Origin of the sequence: Vibrio tubiashii, assembly GCF_028551255.1 — a bacterium.
Taxonomy (GTDB): Bacteria; Pseudomonadota; Gammaproteobacteria; order Enterobacterales; family Vibrionaceae; genus Vibrio; species Vibrio tubiashii_B.
Genome location: NZ_CP117029.1, coordinates 1,885,922 through 1,904,866, shown reverse-complemented (window position 1 = coordinate 1,904,866; position 18,945 = coordinate 1,885,922). Strand labels below are relative to the sequence as shown.

The following is an 18,945-nucleotide window of genomic DNA, read 5'->3' as shown; positions in this document are numbered from 1 at the left end:
AATAAACCCATTGCTATTGCGAGGGGTTAGTTATGGAAAAACGACGTTATAAACATGAGTACCGTTTGGTGTTTGTCGCGATAATTTGCGCGAGTCTACTGGTGTTTGGTCACCTAATTTTGGCGAAGTCTTTTGCCACTTTAGCGTGGACTGAATATACGGCAGCAGCCATACCATTTGTTATGTTTGCCATCTGTTTATATGGAGTTCGATACGCAGCCAAAACCGATAGCATAGAGTGAGTTGTGAAAGGGCTAACCCAAAAATGGTTAGCCCTCTTTTTGGCAGTTAGCTGCTGACATTGTCCGGATGGCTAACAGAAGGATCTGAGTCGCTAGGATAGATTCCCATTAGGTCCTCGGCATTCTGTAGCCAGTCAGGGTGCCAATAATAAGGTTGGCTTCCAGAGGGATGATCCCAATCCATTGAATGTTCGTGTCTTCCGTTATAAGACAAGTCATCGAGTCTGAATACTCTCATAACAATCTTCCTCACCGTGATCATACTGCGTCACAGTATTAATTATGATCCAAGCAGGGAGGATTTGCGTATTTGATAGATACAAAAAAGCCTCCGATTTCGGAGGCTTTTGCTGTTGTTAACTTCGATTTAGAAGTTCGCAGAGCGAGGAGTACGTGGGAATGGGATCACGTCACGAACGTTGCCCATACCAGTTACGTAAGAGACTAGACGCTCAAAGCCTAGACCGAAGCCTGCGTGTGGCACTGTGCCGTAACGACGTAGGTCGCGGTACCAGCTCATGTGCTCAGGGTCGATACCCACTTCACGCATACGTGCATCTAGGATGTCTAGACGCTCTTCACGTTGAGAACCACCGATGATTTCACCGATGCCTGGTGCTAGTACATCCATTGCAGCAACTGTTTTACCGTCATCGTTAGCACGCATGTAGAATGCTTTGATGTCTTTCGGGTAGTTCTTAACGATTACAGGCGCTTTGAAGTGTTCTTCAGCAAGGAAACGCTCGTGCTCAGAAGACATATCGATACCCCATTCAACTGGGAATTCGAACTCACGACCTGAATCAAGAAGGATCTGGATTGCGTCAGTGTAGTCAACTTGCGCGAAGTCAGAAGAAACGAACTGCTCTAGACGAGTGATCGCTTCTTTGTCGATGCGTTGAGCAAAGAACTCAAGGTCATCACGACACTCTGCAAGCACTGCTTTGAACACGAACTTCAGCATGTCTTCAGCCAGTTTAGCCACGTCGTCTAGTTCTGCGAACGCAACTTCAGGCTCAACCATCCAGAATTCCGCTAGGTGGCGGCTCGTGTTTGAGTTTTCAGCACGGAAAGTAGGGCCGAACGTGTACACTTTGCTTAGGGCACAAGCGTATGCTTCCGCGTTTAGCTGACCAGATACCGTTAGGAAAGTCTCTTTACCGAAGAAATCTTCATTGAAATCTACGTCGCCTTTTTCAGTGCGAGGCAGGTTTTCCATGTCGAGCGTAGATACGCGGAACATTTCACCAGCACCTTCCGCATCAGAAGCAGTGATTAGCGGCGCAGATACCCAGAAGTAGCCTTGCTCGTGGTAGAAGCGGTGAATCGCTTGAGACAAGCAGTTACGAACACGTGCAACAGCACCGATTACGTTCGTACGTGGACGTAGGTGTGCTACTTCACGTAAGTATTCGATAGAGTGACGTGTTTTTGCCATTGGGTAAGTTTCTGCGTCTTCAACCCAGCCAACCACTTTTACGTCAGTTGCTGCTAGTTCAAAGTCTTGACCTTTCGCAGGAGACTCAACAATCTTACCAGTTACTTCAACAGAGCAGCCAGTAGTCAGCTTTAGTACTTCGTCTTCGTAATTATTAAGATTATTAGGGACCACGGCCTGAATCGGGTCGAAACAAGAGCCGTCATAAATGGCAAGGAAAGAGATTCCAGCTTTGGAATCACGACGTGAACGGATCCAGCCACGAACAGTTACTTCACTGTCTACTGCTAGCTGACCTTTCAAAACGTCTGATACAGGCGCGTAAGTCATGTTTTCAATATTCTCCATTGAGGTAAAAATTCAACCCAATGTTGCAATACTCACCGGATAAATAATGAGCAAACATTGGGTTGGATAGAATTCTATAGATTCAATGGAACATATTACCTTTCAAATATTATGCTTCAACCTTTATTGTCATTTAGTAGAACAAAAATACCCATTATTCGCTTATTTCTTTGTTGAAAGGGTAAATTGTGCCAGCAACTGCTCTAGGTGTTCTGAAAGTTGCTCAAGATTCATACTGATGTCTCTTGTTTGCGCCGCTGACTCGGTGGTTTGGTTAGCATGTTGGTTTATCACTTGAACTTTACCTTGGACCTCATGACTTAAGTGCGCTGTACTACTCGATTGTTGCTGAATGCTGTTTGCATGAGCGAGCGCTTGTTTCATCTCATCGACTACTTCATTCATCGCTTGAGAAAGCAGCTCAATTTCATTTGAACGTTGATGCGCTGTGCCACAAACAGTATCGACGGAAGAGAGCGATGCTTCGCTGTCTTTTTGGAACTGGGCGATGATGTTCTCGATACTGCCGGTTGCTTCAGCGGTGCGACTTGCAAGGTTGCGCACTTCGTCTGCGACTACAGCAAACCCACGGCCTTGCTCACCCGCACGCGCTGCTTCGATAGCGGCATTTAGGGCGAGGAGGTTGGTTTGCTCGGCAACGCCTTTAATCACTTCCAAGATGCTCGATACTTCAGCAGTTTGATCGTTAAGTTCAACAATGCTTTCTTTTACTTGCTCAATATCGGTCACTAAGCTCTTAATCTCGTCACTCGCGCCATGCGCCTGACGGGCACTTTGCTCGGCAATATGAGTGGTGTGTTTGATCAGAGTTGAGGCTTCTTCAGTTGCGGACTCTACTTGTACTTGTTGCGACTGCATTTGCTCAATGTTGCCGTGAACTTCGGCAGTTTCCGCTTGCTGGTTACTCGCAGCAGAGTCGGTGACTTGTGCGACTTGCGTTAACTCACTGGCACTTGCAGCGACTTTGTGAGAAGTCGACTGAACCTGCTCAAGGCTATGGTTAACGGTATCCATAAATGAGTTGATGGCACCTGATAGCTGACCGATCTCATCAGTTTGTTTTGTTACGAGTCGTTGCGAAAGATCTTTAGTCTCACTGACGCTTTGCATAAAGCCGGAAGTTTTTTGAATTGGACGAACAATGATCTTTCTAATTAAGCCCATTGTGACTAAAAAGCCGACAAAGCCGAATGCAGACATGATAGCCAAAGCGATAAAGGCGCGTTGGCTAATGAGTTGGTTAACATGGGATAAGTTGTACTCTAGGCGAATGGCCCCTAACACTTCGCCTTCTGGCGCCATATGACAAGCGACACAGTTAGTTCCACGATAGTTTTCGCTTGATTTCATTGGCAGAGCGACCACGATACCTTTGCCCCATTCAGCGTCGATAGGTTCAATGATCATTTCACCGGCAAGAGCGCGTTTATCGATGTCATCGACAGGGTTTTGGTTCTCTTGCCCAGGTCCGTAGAGCTTACTGACTGCATCTGCTCGAAGAACTTTGACTTGTTCAATGCCATCTTGAGCGAGGGCTTTTTGCCTCAAAGTTTCTTTTTGAGCCATGGTACCCGTCAGCATCATCATGTTTAGGCTGTCAAAATAGTTACTCGCCTTGTCGTGAAGCTGTTCACTCAAGACAGAGTTTATTAATTCGCGTTGCTGCAAGTATTGGTATGTTGTTGACGCTACAAGGACTAAGCCAAAAACCGTTAACAATGTAATGAGCAACTTTGTAGTAATAGTTAGGCGCATTATTGGATATAAATTTATAATATTGGAATAGACATCAACATATTCTCCTATATGCAAATAGGAAGAAAGGCGTCAAATTTTATACTGTGACCGCACTCTCTGTGAGGGTATTGTAAATGTGATGTAAGGTGCGTGTAATCAAATCTTTGACGTAGTGACGTAAAATCGACGTGCTTGAGGAGTGATGATAACTTGTTTAAATATAGTGGCTTATAAGAAGTAGTGGTCAAGGAATAATTTTGCTTATTTAGAGTCTTTTGATGGGATACAACTTAGGTAAAGCACGGGCTGGCAAAGAAGTGGATACGAACAAAATTGACGATACGAGAGGTGCTATTAGACGATGGTTAATTCGTTGATTATGAATATTTATTTTCTGTTGCGCCGTGAGTATGTTAATTCGACTGAATGAGATTGGAAAAGTGCAATCATTGTTTTTGAATTTCGCAATGTATAAAAACCTAGCGACAGATTATATTGGCGCAGAAGTCATACTTGGCTTATTGTTTTGAATCTATCATAGGAGTTTAACGTCACGTGTTAATTACGCCGCCTTAACCATCAATTCTCTCCCAACCTACACATAATCCGAGCGCCCGCTCATCCGAACTACGAGTGAACTTTAAGATGTCTGTATTGGCAGGGTTTACTGTACGCGTTAAAAGAGAATTTTATGATCATATGTCCATTAGAAAAACGGTTATGCATTGCTAGAGGAGTCTTAATACAACACACATCGACACTAGGAGTTTAGTAATGAAGTCACTGATAACTCTTGTTTTATTCATTTTACTTGTTGGTGTAAGCGCTTTAGCAAAGTGGAATGAAGACGAGCGAATCTGGAAAAAGCATGCCCTTGTTAACCCTGAAGTCGATGAACAACGAGCGAGACTCGTAGCTAAACGCCTATCAATAATACCTACCGAAGAAAGGGAACAATTGGAATCCGAGTTGGAGCATCTCGAGCGGCTTGGTGAACAGTTAACCCCCCAACAAAATGCACGTTGGTGCGATATCTATCTTTATCTACAAGGCGAATCTAGCCTTAATCCTACTATCAACCACGGTGAACGAGCTTTGACGATTGATGAACTGATCGATGAAGCAAATTTATTAGCTGACTTACTAGAGCAGCAACGTCATTCCCAGACCCTATTAGCAAGGTACCGACAACTTTCGTTCAAGATAGATTTGCTTAGTACTAAGTACAACTCTGAGCTGTAAGAGTTATCTGGTAGCCCTATCAATGAAAAGAGGAGTTTAACCCTAGTGTTAATTACGCCGCCTTAAAAAACACGATTCTCTAACTTTTACTTAATGAGCTAAGGCTCATCGATTTAACAACCTAACTGATACCTTAAACAGGGTAGGGTTAGTGACATCATTACAAAGAGAATTTCATGATAAAAACACTACAAACACATTGGCTTTCAAACATCAAAGGAGACAGTTTAGCAGGCATTGTTGTCGCGCTTGCGCTTATCCCAGAAGCGATCGCTTTTTCAATTATTGCAGGGGTCGACCCAAAGGTGGGGTTGTACGCGTCATTTTGTATTTGTGCTATTACCGCCTTGGTGGGGAGTCGGCCAGGAATGATATCCGGCGCAACTGGGGCGATGGCTCTGCTAATGGTAACCCTTGTTAAAGAACACGGTATTCAATACCTGTTTGCGGCGTCTTTTTTGACTGGAGTGATTCAAATTTCGATAGGCTATTTGAAGCTCGGCAATCTGATGAACTATGTATCGAAGGCGGTCATTACCGGCTTTGTTAATGCTTTAGCGATTCTCATTTTCTTAGCTCAATTACCAGAGCTGACAGATGTTTCAAGTAATGTCTATGTACTTGTAGCGATAGGGCTTGCCGTTATTTATCTCTTTCCTTACATCCCGGGGTTAGGTCGTTCGGTTCCTTCTCCTTTGGTCGCGATTGTTGTAGTGACGACCATTGCCTTAGCGTTGAGACTCGATGTGAGAACGATAGGCGATATGGGCAAATTACCAGATTCTTTACCCACTTTTCTCATTCCAGATGTTCCGCTTAGCATAGAAACATTAACTATTATTTTGCCCTATTCCATTGCCCTATCGATAGTGGGTGTACTTGAGTCACTGATGACAGCAACTATAGTCGATGATTTAACGGATACTGAAAGCAACAAAAACAATGAATGCAAAGGGCAGGGGATTGCCAACCTTGTTTCGTCGCTGTTTGGAGGCATGGCAGGGTGTGCGATGATTGGTCAGTCGGTGATAAACATTAAGTCTGGTGGGTTAACCCGTTTGTCTACCTTAGTTGCAGGGCTAGGTTTACTTTTGATGGTTGTCTTTCTGTCTGATTGGTTGACTATGATCCCAATGGCAGCGTTAGTTTCGGTAATGATCATGGTCTCTATTGGCACTTTTTCTTGGCGCTCGATAGCTGAGCTCAAAGATCATACATGGCCTACCAATGTGACCATGGTTGTGACTGTAATAACCGTTGTTCTGACACACAACTTAGCGATAGGCGTCCTAGTTGGCGTTGTTTTGTCAGCTTTGTTTTATGCACATACGAGCAAGTCTATGGTGTTTATTTCAGATACGGTGATTGTTGAAGATGTCCAATCGGTTCATAAAATCAGTGGAAACGTATTTTTCGCCTCGTCAGATGCATTTATCGATATGTTTGATTTTGAGTCTGCTACACCGAAAGTCACCATTGACGCAACTCACGCCCATTTCTTAGATAACACAGCGGTAGAAGCGTTGGACAAGGTTGTCTTTAAGTTCAGGAAAAAGGGTTCTAAAGTCGAAGTGACAGGGATGAATGAAGTCAGCGAGCGGCTGATTAGAAAACATGCCATGTTCCTCAAGCATGAGGAGTTAATGGCGGTCTCGATTACGCACTAACTAACAGCCAGCTTAAACGCTGGCTTTTTTTGTATCTAAAACAAGCTATTATCTATATATCCAAACAATATATACGTGTAAGCTCATCGAATTAAAGCGTAGCGAGTAACAAACAGGGTAGGCATATGGCATCAAAGATCGGTTCGGCGATTCAACTTGTATTGGCGCTTTCAATCTTCTATTTAGGCTATACCATTCATAGCATGACCACCAAGGTCGGTGAAATTGTTGAAACTTACCCTCAAGTCATTGAGGACATCAGCGCGCTTTCAGACAACCTGCAGATAAATGAGTGGTTAGCCATCGCAGATACGCTTGAGCAGCTTGTTCCGAATGCATTGAAAAGTATTGATGATGTCACCGCTGCAGTAAACGCAACCAATAAAACCGCTGCTTCTATTGACGCAAAAATTCCTTCAATTGTTGAAGAAGTGAGTTTGTATCGCCAGTCTGTGATCCCATCGGTCATCGATGAAACCAAACAGTATCGCACTCATGTCATCCCCAAAGTACTGGTGGAGAGTGAAGGTTACAGGCTAGAAACCGTTCCTCTCGTGGTGGCGGAGTCTCAAGCTCTGCGTAAAGAAATTCCGCCTGTTTTAGTCAAAGCCGATCAGATCGTCGAAAAAAGCCAAGATATTGTTCAGCAAGCAACGCAGGGAGCAGTGAAAGGCGTGATTATGTCGCCCATTGATCTGATTCGAGATGCGGGTAATGAGATAAAGGGAAGAGTAGCGCCAACGGAAGAATAGTGTTTCTAGCAGGCGTAAAACTAATGTAGGGTTAGGTTGTTATTTGACCAGTTAAAATCTAACCCATTGCAATCATAGTCTCAGCCTATAAGATGAGGTTATCTCAGTTCGAGATAACATAGCGCAGGATTTGCTATGCTTTTTCCAACGGATTGTCTTTTACTTAGGACATCTTAATGATCTTCAAGATTACTACCCCGATTCTGGAGCCAACTGAAGGGTCGCCTCATAACGCTTCTAGCAATCTAACCTCTCTTTTTTCTTCTGTGGCACTTTTCCGCTTTTGCAACACCCTCTTGCAGCCTTATTCATTTTCTCGATTTTATTTTTCGTATTGACTCTTCCTTATCTCAGTACGTCTGCGCACCAAGCGCATAACTTCAAAATTTAAATAATATTTACGGTTTTAGAGAAAATGAATACAAAACTTCTGGGCAGCGCGCTCATTATTTCTGGTACAGCGCTAGGCGCTGGTATGCTTGCAATTCCTATGGTACTAGCCCAATTTGGCTTATTGTACGGGACCCTTTTAATGGTACTGATTTGGTTTGGTACCACATATTCAGCATTACTTTTGCTCGAAGCAACCATCAAATCTGGTGGCGGGTTAGGACTTAACTCGATAGCTCGCAAAACATTAGGCAAGGGCGGACAGCTTATCTCCAATGGCCTGCTCTATGCTCTGCTCATTTGCCTATTGATGGCATACATTCTTGGCGCAGCAGACTTGTTGTCTCAGGGCCTTTCCGCTCTTGGTTTGTCGATTAGTTTCACTCAAAGTCAAATTCTGTTTACTTTGATTGCGGGTGCGATTGTTGCCTGTGGTACAGGCGTGATTGATAAGCTTAACCGAGCGCTTTTCTTTATTATGATCGCAAGCTTAGCGGTTACGTTGCTGGTGCTGCTGCCTGAGTTTTCGACGCAAAATCTTGCGCAAGTGAGCAACAACGATCATGTTGGTTTGATTCAAACCAGTGCCGTGCTGTTTACCAGTTTTGGCTTTATGGTTGTGATCCCAAGTTTGGTGACTTACAACAGTGAAGCGACAGACAAGCAGCTAAGAAACATGGTCATCCTCGGTTCTTTAATCCCACTGTTTTGCTACCTGTGTTGGTTGTTTGCTGTCGTTGGGAACTTGCCGTCAGAGCAGCTAAAAGAGTTCGCTAGTGTTTCTGAACTGATGGCAGGCTTTGAGCATGATGCACCTTGGATTGGTACTGTATTATCTCTGTTCACAGGTTTAGCGCTGCTGACATCTTTCTTCGGTGTTGCAATGTCACTGTTCCACCAAAACAGCGATACCTTTAAACAAAATCGTGTTGTGACTTATGTGCTGACCTTCGTATTGCCATTAATCGGCGCAATTATGGCTGCTGACCAGTTCCTATCAGTTCTGGCTTACGCGGGAATTATCTTGGTATTTCTGGCTGTTTTTGTCCCTCTTGCTATGGTGTACAAACTGAGAATAGCAAAGACCTTAAGTGAGCGTTATGCTGCTGAAGGTGGTAATGCCATGATGATATTTGGGCTAGCTTTTGGCGGGTTCTTACTTGTATCGCAAGTAATTTAGTAATCCTGTTGGAAAGATGAAATAGGCGCTGACTAGCGCCTATTTTTGTATTGGGATTAATTTCCCCAAATTTGCGCGACAAACTCTGGATGGTCGATAAATGGGTTTCGATTTCCTTGGAACTCAAATACGGCCTGATTACGATTCACTTCCTTCGTACTGACAGGATCCTCTTTGTGCCAACGCTTTAACATCGAAAGAAGCCAAGGTTCAAATACCGTAGTGCTGGTACCGTTTAGCACTGCGTCCGCATTAGAGCTATTGTTTTGCCAACTTCCAATCACATTTTCATAGCGAGTTGCCATATAGAAATACGCACGAGCAAAGTCCCCTTTGAAATCATCAATAGGCTCAAACACCGTGCCGCTGTAGCCTAATGAACTGCTTGCACTGCCAAGTTTTGAACCATTGCTTGAGACATAAGTGGTACTTGTCACCTCACCAAACGGCCAATTACTGCGTTTCGCATTAACGTAACCGTCGGTAGCGAACAAGTGATGGGCATCAGAGTTCATTGGTTCTACCTTGCCACCAAACCAGCTTTTAGGGAAAGAGTGTTCTCGATTATAGCAATCGCCTTCCTTACTATATTGCCCACACTGGTCAGTTACTTTGGTGAAGTTGATGGAGTCCGATGTTTCTGGTTTTTCGGAATAGACGTCGAGAATTGAACCATCTTTCTCATAGTAGTTATCTATGTCGGCGTCTTTAACTAGAGTCCAAATGGCGGAATACCCGCGGCTGTTGTGATCCTTAATGATGTTATACAACGCGGTTTTTAGCTCAAACCCGGATTTCCCTTGTGCAGACTTATAGTAGTCGCTGGTTGGCGGTGGGGTAGTAGTGCCAAGAGTAAAGTTAGTAGTTTGGCTGTTTTGGAATTGACCGCCGGACGCGATGACTTCTTGACCATTTTTTAACGAATAAGCGCCGTTACCAGAGTTACAGCAAATCCCATCTCCGTAGCTATCTAGGATTGTGAATTGATAGCTGCCATCGTCGAGACAAATATCCTTGGTATAGGTGGTAGAGTTGCTGTAACCCTCTCCGGAAGCGACAACGGTCGAGCCACTGTTTTTGATGTTCCAAGAAGTTTCTGAACCATATTGATCGGTAGTCAATGAGAGGGTGAGATTAGTCTTATCGCACGTCGATGGCTGAGGGGTAGAGGAGTTTGTTGGTTGGAAATTGTCAACGTAAACCGCTTCTGAACCGTCAAAACCAGATACATCGTAAAATCTGAGTCCAACCTGAATGTCTTTATTAGTGGTGGCAGTATACGTATAGGTGAGATCTTGCCACTGGTTTGTTTTGGATGGATCTGAATAATTCTGGTATCCGTCTACGATAAGCCTCGCTTTCACCTTGCCTTCTGTATGAAAGATAGCGGCCGAGATTGGGTACGTTTTTCCTTGCTCTACAGAGATTGTTTGCAAAAAGTCGGTGTTACTCTGAGTACCCGTATTGATGGTGATAAGAGCGGATAAACCACCACTCTTTATCTGGACACTCGATGGGGCAACAGATATACCAGAGTCGATAGTTGTCCAGTTAGCGGGTGTGTTTCCATTCCACTGTTCAAAGTCGCCATTTTGTATTTGTGCTAAAGCCATAGGGGAACACATCAATGCGACTAGGGTGAGTTTATTCATTTTTATTGTCATAGGTTTTCTCATTGGATTAAAAAATCACAACTAAGATAGGTATTTACTATGTCAATAAGTTTAAGGTGCGTCGCATTTTTATTTGTTTGAACGATTTGATTTTGCAAAATTATGCAGAATATCTCACAAACAACAGATTGGGGTGATATAAACGTCAACTGATATCTGCTGGGTTTAAATTGGAAAGGCGAGCCTTTGGCGGAATATATGCAGAGAATAAAGGTGGCTAAGCCACCTTTGTTTTGAGATTTAGGCGAGAGCGTAATAAAAGCCCTGATGTATTTTGGCTCCAAGCTTTGTTAGCAGGTGCGCACATTCCGCCGTTTCAACACCTTCAACAATGATTGTACATTGGTAGGCTTTACCCATAGCAATGAGTTGACGAACCGTTTCAATTTTCTTTTCGTCTTGGCGCATGCCAATAACAAAGTCTCGGTCAATTTTGAGGTAATCAGGCTTAATTTTTCCGATCAATTCGACGTTGTTGTTCCCAGTCCCGAAATCATCAATGCTAATTTTACACCCAAGAGATTTGATCAGACGGATATTGTGGTAAATCTCATCGGTATAATACATCGAAGCGTTTTCAGTGATCTCGATGGTTAAATAATGGCAATCGTATTGGCTTAAACATTGGTATAGCGAGCGAAAATTGTCGCCTTTCAATAGAGAAGGGCAAACATTGACACTGACTGGAGCAAGCAAGTTAGTTTCTTCGGCATACAAGGTCTTGATAACCAACAATGTGTGAGTGAGCAGTAAGTCCCTTGCTATCAGCGTTTCAATAAACTTCTGTGTATTCGAAGTAGTGAAACGGGAAAGGGCTTCATAGTGCAGATTTACATGTCCCTCAGTGTCATAAATAGGTTCTAGTTTCATGCTAAATCGCCTAATACCTAGGAAATACTGGCTAATTGCAATCAGGTTTTTGTAGCGCAGCATTATGACCATTAACACGGTAAACAGCAGGATATTACGTATAGGGTTGGATATGTAAAAAAGCTCCGTATAGCCTGCATCTGTTTCCTTGCTTATTGATGGTCGCCCATCTGTTTTACCCACCTTGAGTGATGTACCCGTGTTGGTGCAGATCTTAATGCCTTTAAGAAAGAAACTTGATAGATGGCCCTCTATACTTCGAGATAGGTTAATGTTCTTTACTCGCACCACCATAGTCGTTCCTTTCTTTTCGAACTCATGCATGATGTAGTTGCTGTTCTCAAGCCATTGATCATATTGTTGTTTGCTTACAGGCATAACATGTTCTGGCGTCACTAAGCAGCGAGTATTGTATCGATCGATCATCATACTCGATTCAACTAGCTCTACTTGATCGAACATAGAACTCAGTGTTGTTTGATCTGTAAAACAGCTTTGCTCAGCAAGAGCATCTGTGAAGTCGTTAACGTCATTGAAGTAGCTTTGCTTAATAAGGGCATTAATAGTGATGTAGCAAATAAAGACGAAACCAAGACTCGATAGCATTAAAACAAGCCCGAGATCGAAATAGAGTTTTCGATTGGTTAGACAATATTTAAGCGCAGTGACGACGGCATGCTTAGCGACTTTATTGACTCTTTTTTGTTGGTCGGCTCCATTTTTTTGATTGTCGTGACTTTCGAAAGGAACGAAATATCCGACCCGATGGATGTTTTCGATGATGTTTTTTCTTGTTTCTAGGTGAGGCTTGATCAGTTTTTTAAATTTTTTACGCAATGAGGCGATAACATTCTTAAAGCCGTTTTCTGGCAATGTTACCTGATGATTTTGCGCGAGCTTATTCTCGATAGCTCGTTGGCAGATTGGTGAGTTTAACGTTCCGTATGCGGATATAGTGCTTAATATTAGATATTCGTTGTCAGTAATGGAAAGGGATGCATGTCGTTGGTGATCGATCTCGATTAAGAGTTCGTCTTCCGACAGGCACACACAGATTTGACTTCCAAGTTCAAACCTAATCATTCGAATAATAACCCCTGAGTTGAAAAGGGGATGAAGTTATCAATAAATGAAGCGTTTGGATGTGATTAAATGCGGGCATATCCAAAGTATTTGGATATAGCGACATATTTATATTTTTTTATAAACTAAACCAAATGATGTATTTATTTGGTGAATGGGGTTGTTTGAAGTGATAATAAAAAAGCCCGAGCAATAGCTCAGGCTTTATTCTATAAGGTTTAGCGCGATTAGCAGATGACTTTAACCGCTAGGCCACCCTGAGATGTTTCACGGTATTTAGCGTTCATGTCTTTGCCTGTCTCTAGCATAGTTTCAATTACTTTATCCAGAGAAACTGTTGGCGCTGAAGAGCGGCGTAGAGCCATACGAGTCGAGTTGATTGCCTTAACAGCAGCGATACCGTTACGTTCGATACATGGTACCTGAACTTGACCTGCAACGGGGTCACAAGTCAGACCTAGGTTATGCTCCATTGCGATTTCGGCTGCCATACATACTTGCTCTGGGCTACCACCCATAAGCTCAGCAAGACCCGCTGCCGCCATAGAACATGCCACACCAACTTCACCCTGACAGCCAACTTCAGCACCAGAGATAGAAGCGTTACGCTTGTATAGACCACCGATTGCACCAGAAGCTGCAAAGTAACGGATATAGTCTTTCTCTGTGACTGTTTGAATGAACTTGTCGTAGTAAGCCAATACCGCTGGAATAATGCCACAAGCACCATTAGTTGGCGCAGTCACCACACGGCCACCCGCAGCGTTTTCTTCGTTAACAGCGAAAGCGAACATGTTTACCCAGTCTACAACAGACATAGGATCGTTCGTTGTTTTCTCTGATGTTAGAAGCTGCTGGCGCAGTGCTGCTGCACGGCGAGGCACACGCAGAGGACCAGGCAAAATACCTTCCGTGTTCATACCGCGATCCATACACTCACGCATGGTTTTCCAGATGTTAGCAAAATAAGTGCGAGACTCTTCGTCAGAATGAAGTGCAGCTTGGTTTTTCATTACCAGCGTGCTGATAGAAAGACCGCTTTCCTTACACTGATTTACTAGCTCTTCAGCCGTAGTGAACTCGTAAGGAGCTTTTACTGGGTTTTCTTCTTCTTTACCGAAGTTCTCTTCATCAACGATGAAACCACCGCCGATAGAGTAATAAGTCTTAGAGTAAATCTTCTCTTCACCGATCCAAGCATGAATTTGCATGCCATTTTCGTGAAGCTCAAGGTTAGTAGTATGGAAATTCATACCACCCTCTTTAGGGAACGATACTGTGTGACAGTGCATGCCAACAGGAAGGCGCTCAGTTTCTTCTACGCGAGCGATAAAGCCCGGAATAGAGTCAATATCAACTTTCTCAGGGGTATTGCCCGCAAGACCCATGATGATAGCAATATCGGTGTGGTGACCTTTCCCTGTCAGTGATAGTGATCCATAAACGTCGACGGTAATTTTAGTGATGTCGCGCAATTTTCCCATTGAGCGTAAATCATCAATAAATTCTTTACCTGCTTTCATTGGGCCTACAGTGTGTGAGCTAGAAGGACCAACGCCGATCTTATAGATGTCAAAAACACTAATCATATCGATTACCTCAGAACAAAGCCTCCCAAGGGGTGAGGGAGGCTTATTTATTATCGTTATATTCTTGGTTTAATCAGACTTTATAAAGCCGTGGATTAAAGAGCGCCGTAGATTACAGAAGTAATTGCCGCAATACCACAGATTGCTGTGAAAATCTGTACAGGTGCAGAAGTTTTGTACTTCGCCATAGCTGGCACTTTCTGCATTGCGAATATTGGCATTAGGAATAGGATTGCCGCAATCATTGGCGCACCCATTGTTTCAATCATACCTAGGATGCTTGGGTTAACGATAGCCACGATCCAAGTAGTGATAACGATGAACAGTAGAGAACCTTTCTCAATCTTGCTTACTGGCGTTTCAGAGCGAGATTTGATTAGACCTACTAGACCTTCGTGTGCACCTAGGAAGTGACCGAAGTAGCTAGATGTGATTGCCGCGAATGCCACTAGTGGACCCATGTAAGAGATAAGTGGTGATTCGTGAACGTTCGCTAGGTAAGAAAGTACTGAGATGTTTTGCTCTTGCGCCATCGCTAGTTGCTCTGGAGACAGAGATAGAACAACTGAGAATACGAAGAACATTACAAAGCCCATTAGCATCATCGCTGCGCCGCCAGTGATAGCGTCAGTTTTCTGAACTGCGTTTTCACCGTGAACACGACGTTGCTCTTTAGAGAACTGAGAGATTACTGGGCTGTGGTTGAAAGAGAATACGATGATTGGGATTGCTAGCCAAACAACAGATGGCATAGAAGACCAGTCAGGTGCTACTTCTACCATTGAGCTGTTCCAATCTGGAATTAGGTAGAAAGAAAGCGCAAGTAGGATGAACACTAGTGGGTAAACCAGTGCAGATGTCGCTTTCAGCATTAGCTCTTTACCAAACACTACGCCCGCTGTCATTGCAGCGATTAGTGCGCCAGACAGGATTGGACGAGGAATTGATTCCATACCCATTTGGTTAACTAGGAAAGAGTCAACTGTGTTTGTGATACCAACACCGTAGATAAGAACGATTGGGTAGATAGCGAAGAAATAGGCAAAAGTAATAAGGTTTGCGCCAGTCTTACCAAAGTGTTCTTCAACAGTGTCAGTGATATCAGCTTCAGGGTTTTTCGCAGAAAGTACAAAACGTGCAAGAGATTTGTGAGCGAACCAAGTCATTGGTGCTGCGATTAGAGCAAGGATAACTAATGGCCAAAAACCACCCGCACCTGCTTTAATAGGAAGGAAAAGTACGCCAGCACCTACAGCGGTACCGAAAAGTGATAGACACCAAGTGAAGTCTTTGTAAGTAAACTTACTAGACGATTGTGCGGTCGAAGCCGCAGTAGTTGTAGTATTCATTTTGTGATACTCATTTTTGGGAACAGGAAATAAGTCGGGGGCAATTTTGCATAAAAACCTTGCACGAAAACTAGATCTAAATCATGAATTGATTCAAGTTATAACATGATATGTCAAAAACAGGTTTTTGCTCACGAAAATGATGTGCTACTAGTGATTTATGCTAATGCGATACATTAGTAAATCTAATGTTGTTATGAATTTGTTTAATGTATGTCTCAGAAAACGTTTCCGTTATTGATAAACAATTTAACTAATGTGAATGGATTTGTTTCATTTACCAGGGTTATTAATGTTGATTCATAATGTGATTTTGCATCGCTTGTATTATTTGCGCGGTCATACCCCAGATAAAATGAGAATTGTAGGAAAGCCCAAACACTCGATGTGAAAAATTGTTAACTCGAAATTGCTGACTGTGTAATTTTTCTCTATCTAAAACTACAGTAGCAGGCACTTCAAAAACTTCATCGACTTCATTTTTGTCAATGCGTGTTTGATAATCTGGAGAAATGAATCCTAAGAAAGGGGTGACTGTAAATCGACTTATTGTTACCAGTTCTGGCATTTGACCAAATATTTCAATTTGGCTTTGCTCTATTCCTACTTCTTCATAAGTCTCTCGTAACGCTGTGTGGGATAAGTCGATATCACTAGATTCGAATTTCCCACCCGGAAAGCTGACCTGACCGGGGTGATGTTTCAGATGTTTGGCACGGCGAGTGAAGAGGACATTAATTCCGTTATCGCGTTCGACAAATCCAACCAGTACCGAGGCTTTACGTAAGTGGGTTTGATTGAGGTGTGAGACACGGTTGAGAGCTTCTTGGTGATAGTCAACGGTTTGGTGCATTTGAAATCGCTGGATCAAGTGATTTTTATTTAGCTCAGACAACACGTTAGCTCCTTTTGATATTTGAAAAAGCCTTCAATATGGCTCATGCTTTCTACTACACCCATTAGCGCAAGGATGGCGTAATTAATGAAAGGTATTATCTTTACTGAGTTTATGGACTTGGTTGAACAAAAATTTGGTTTAGAAGAACTGGATAGCTTGCTTTCCGCTGTGGGTGATGATGGCGTCTACACTTCTGTGGGCAGTTATGACCATCGCAACTTGGTCAAGCTCATCATGCAGCTCAGCGTTCGTACGGGTATCTCACCAGAAGATCTTCAACGAGTTTTTGGTCAATCAGTTTTTAATAACCTTTATAACACCTTACCTGATAATAATAGCTTACAAGAGTGCAAGTCGACGTTTCAATTTATTAAATTGGTCGAAGACTATATCCATATCGAAGTTAAAAAACTTTATCCCGAAGCTAACCCTCCTTCCTTCATATTTATCTCTGAGGCGGAAAGCGAGATGGTATTTGATTACCATAGTGCCCGTTGTATGTCTCATGTCTGTTTAGGTTTAATCGAAGGTTGTGGTGAGTTTTTCGATGAGAAAATAGCAACGACGATGGAAAATTTGACTGAAGATGGCAGTCAAGTTCGGTTCAAGGTGAGTGTAGTAGGATAGCCTAAATGGATAAGGACACCCCTTTAGAAAGAAAGCTAGCCAGAGAAATAGCTGCTCGTAAACAAGCCGAAGCGTTATTGGAACAAAAAAGTTTAGAGCTGTACGAGTCCAACCAGCATTTGAAGTTGGTATTAACGCAGCTTAAAAGGCAAACCCATAGTGATCTGCATAAGCTTGAGTTCGAACAGCATATCAGTGAAGCGTTGATCCACTTCGGCAGGGCATTTTTAAGCCGAACGCTCGATGATGGCTTGATTGCCAACTTACTCGAAAGACTCACGGCTTCTTCGGCATTATCTGGTGTAGGTTTGTACATTGAGCCCGAGCTGATGAATTCTGTTATTGGTAACGTATTTGGTTCGGCGGAAGAGAAAGATTTAAGCTTAGTGAAACCCTATGCTATTTGGCACAGTAATTCATTGAAGCTACCGATCGAAGTGGAGCATAAAATTGTCGGTGAACTGACCGTTGACTTGACTAGTGAAGATATCGACCGAGAGTTTGTAGTTAATCAGCTTTTGCTGGTTGCCGAGTTATTATGCAGCGCGATCAGTCGTCAACTGATTGTGACAAGCAACCAAGAAGCGAGAGCAAGGGCTGAAGAGTCAGAACGATCGACCAAAGAGTTTGTTGCCATGATCAACCACGAACTCCGAACGCCTCTCAATGGCTTATTAGGTAGTGCTGAACTCTTAGCTGGAACTCAGTTAGATGAAGAGCAACAAACCTTGCTAAGCAATCTTTCGCATTCAGGCGACCTGCTTCGCCATATCATTAACGACATCCTCGACTTTAGTAAAATGAGTGCAGGGATGATGCAGTTGATCCCGTCTCAGTTTTTGTGGTCGGAAATGCGCGAAATGGTGTTAGGCATCTTTGAAACAAAAGCGCTAGAGAAGGGAATCGGCTTTGAGATCATTGAACAAAACACAATTCCGACGGCTTTGATTGGTGACTTTGAACGCATTAGCCAGATTCTGATCAATTTGGTGGGCAATGCGATTAAGTTTACATCGCACGGAAAGGTGATAGTCAAAGTTATATGGGAAAACGAAAACTTAATCTTCGCTGTCTCTGACACTGGGATAGGGATCAGTGAAGAGTCGCAAGCGCAATTGTTCACACCATTTGTTCAGGCTGATAGAACTGCGAAGCGAAACTTTGAAGGGACAGGGCTTGGCCTCGCGATCTGCAAAAATCTTGTCGAGTTGATGTCTGGCGAAATATCGCTCTCTAGTGAAATCGGAAAAGGAAGTACGTTTGAAGTGCGTTTGCCGCTTAAAGAAACCGCAGAGTGGACGGTGAGTACAGGTAAAGCAGAACAGAAACCCCAATTCAAGCCGCTAGAGGAGCTATCTATTCTTGTGGTTGATGATATTCGTATGAACCAAGTCATCATCAATCAAATGTTAAAGAAGCTCTCAATTACTCCTGATATGGCAAACAATGGCCTTGAGGCGATCAAGGCGTTTAATTCTGCCAATTATGACCTTGTCTTTATGGATTGCCGCATGCCCGAAATGGATGGCTTTGAGGCTACCGCTTACTTAAGAGAACAGGCGTATACCTTGCCTATCATCGCGTTAACGGCGGGAACCACACTTGAAGAGCGAGAGAAATGCATCCAGTGCGGTATGGATGATATTTTAACTAAGCCCTATACGGCCAAAGATCTGAAACTGATGCTCGAAAAATGGAGCTAGCCTGCACCAAAGTTGCAGGCACGTCTTTAAATAAATTTGATGGGATAGAGAGCGAGCACGAAATGCTTTCTTTTGTCTTTGTTATGTTATAACATCTCGTTGTGTCCTAGCTTGCAGCGCTTACTATAAATTAGAG

General features: G+C 43.2%; 15 protein-coding genes. 7 read left to right on the top strand and 8 right to left on the bottom strand.

The genetic code is table 11. The features are described from left to right. Positions 1 to 32 precede the first annotated feature (32 nt). The gene (locus LYZ37_RS08690) at positions 33 to 242 is read left to right on the top strand and encodes a hypothetical protein (RefSeq protein WP_272785194.1); all 210 of its coding nucleotides are present in this window, start codon (positions 33 to 35) and stop codon (positions 240 to 242) included. Positions 243 to 288: 46 nt separating this feature from the next. Here LYZ37_RS08690 and LYZ37_RS08685 read toward each other — a convergent pair whose 3' ends face one another. The 3 genes from LYZ37_RS08685 to LYZ37_RS08675 all read right to left on the bottom strand — a co-directional run bounded on the left by LYZ37_RS08685 (position 289) and on the right by LYZ37_RS08675 (position 3,804). Next, positions 289 to 480, bottom strand: coding sequence for a hypothetical protein (locus LYZ37_RS08685; RefSeq protein ID WP_272785193.1), 192 nt, complete (start codon positions 478 to 480; stop codon positions 289 to 291). Positions 481 to 609: 129 nt separating this feature from the next. Next, positions 610 to 2,010 carry an asparagine--tRNA ligase gene (gene asnS / locus LYZ37_RS08680; RefSeq protein ID WP_272785192.1) on the bottom strand — a complete coding sequence of 467 codons (1,401 nt, stop codon included), beginning with the start codon at positions 2,008 to 2,010 and terminating at the stop codon, positions 610 to 612. A 180-nt stretch (positions 2,011 to 2,190) separates the two neighbouring features. Then, on the bottom strand, positions 2,191 to 3,804 hold the full coding sequence (locus tag LYZ37_RS08675; RefSeq protein ID WP_272240127.1) for a methyl-accepting chemotaxis protein: 1,614 nt from the start codon (positions 3,802 to 3,804) through the stop codon (positions 2,191 to 2,193). Positions 3,805 to 4,560: 756 nt separating this feature from the next. On the opposite strand from LYZ37_RS08675, the gene LYZ37_RS08670 reads away from it, so the two are divergent. From LYZ37_RS08670 to LYZ37_RS08655, 4 genes are all read left to right on the top strand, one after another. Continuing rightward, entirely contained in the window at positions 4,561 to 5,028 is a 468-nt protein-coding gene (locus LYZ37_RS08670) for a hypothetical protein (protein WP_272785191.1), read from the top strand. Positions 5,029 to 5,204: 176 nt separating this feature from the next. After that, the gene (locus LYZ37_RS08665) at positions 5,205 to 6,695 is read left to right on the top strand and encodes a SulP family inorganic anion transporter (RefSeq protein ID WP_272785190.1); all 1,491 of its coding nucleotides are present in this window, start codon (positions 5,205 to 5,207) and stop codon (positions 6,693 to 6,695) included. Positions 6,696 to 6,820: 125 nt separating this feature from the next. Then, complete coding sequence (locus tag LYZ37_RS08660; protein WP_171321414.1) at positions 6,821 to 7,447, top strand: hypothetical protein; 627 nt, start codon at positions 6,821 to 6,823, stop codon at positions 7,445 to 7,447. Between the two features lie 415 nt (positions 7,448 to 7,862). After that, entirely contained in the window at positions 7,863 to 9,017 is a 1,155-nt protein-coding gene (locus LYZ37_RS08655; RefSeq protein WP_272785189.1) for an amino acid permease, read from the top strand. A 56-nt stretch (positions 9,018 to 9,073) separates the two neighbouring features. Here the strand turns inward: LYZ37_RS08655 and LYZ37_RS08650 are convergent, their stop codons facing one another. From LYZ37_RS08650 to LYZ37_RS08630, 5 genes are all read right to left on the bottom strand, one after another. After that, entirely contained in the window at positions 9,074 to 10,681 is a 1,608-nt protein-coding gene (locus LYZ37_RS08650; protein ID WP_272785188.1) for an endonuclease, read from the bottom strand. Positions 10,682 to 10,930: 249 nt separating this feature from the next. After that, a complete protein-coding gene (gene tpdA / locus LYZ37_RS08645; RefSeq protein WP_171321423.1) occupies positions 10,931 to 12,643 on the bottom strand; it encodes a cyclic di-GMP phosphodiesterase TpdA in 1,713 nt (570 codons plus the stop codon). A 227-nt stretch (positions 12,644 to 12,870) separates the two neighbouring features. Further along, positions 12,871 to 14,232 (bottom strand): L-serine ammonia-lyase, encoded by a 1,362-nt coding sequence (locus LYZ37_RS08640; RefSeq protein ID WP_004746169.1) that lies wholly within the window; start codon positions 14,230 to 14,232, stop codon positions 12,871 to 12,873. Between the two features lie 95 nt (positions 14,233 to 14,327). Beyond that, positions 14,328 to 15,581: an aromatic amino acid transport family protein gene (locus LYZ37_RS08635; RefSeq protein ID WP_272785187.1), complete on the bottom strand. Its 1,254-nt coding sequence runs from the start codon at positions 15,579 to 15,581 to the stop codon at positions 14,328 to 14,330. Positions 15,582 to 15,870: 289 nt separating this feature from the next. Beyond that, positions 15,871 to 16,479 (bottom strand): CoA pyrophosphatase, encoded by a 609-nt coding sequence (locus LYZ37_RS08630; protein WP_272785186.1) that lies wholly within the window; start codon positions 16,477 to 16,479, stop codon positions 15,871 to 15,873. Positions 16,480 to 16,563: 84 nt separating this feature from the next. On the opposite strand from LYZ37_RS08630, the gene LYZ37_RS08625 reads away from it, so the two are divergent. Further along, positions 16,564 to 17,106 (top strand): heme NO-binding domain-containing protein, encoded by a 543-nt coding sequence (locus tag LYZ37_RS08625; RefSeq protein WP_272785185.1) that lies wholly within the window; start codon positions 16,564 to 16,566, stop codon positions 17,104 to 17,106. 5 nt (positions 17,107 to 17,111) lie between these two features. Beyond that, entirely contained in the window at positions 17,112 to 18,809 is a 1,698-nt protein-coding gene (locus tag LYZ37_RS08620; RefSeq protein WP_272785184.1) for an ATP-binding protein, read from the top strand. Positions 18,810 to 18,945 lie beyond the last annotated feature (136 nt).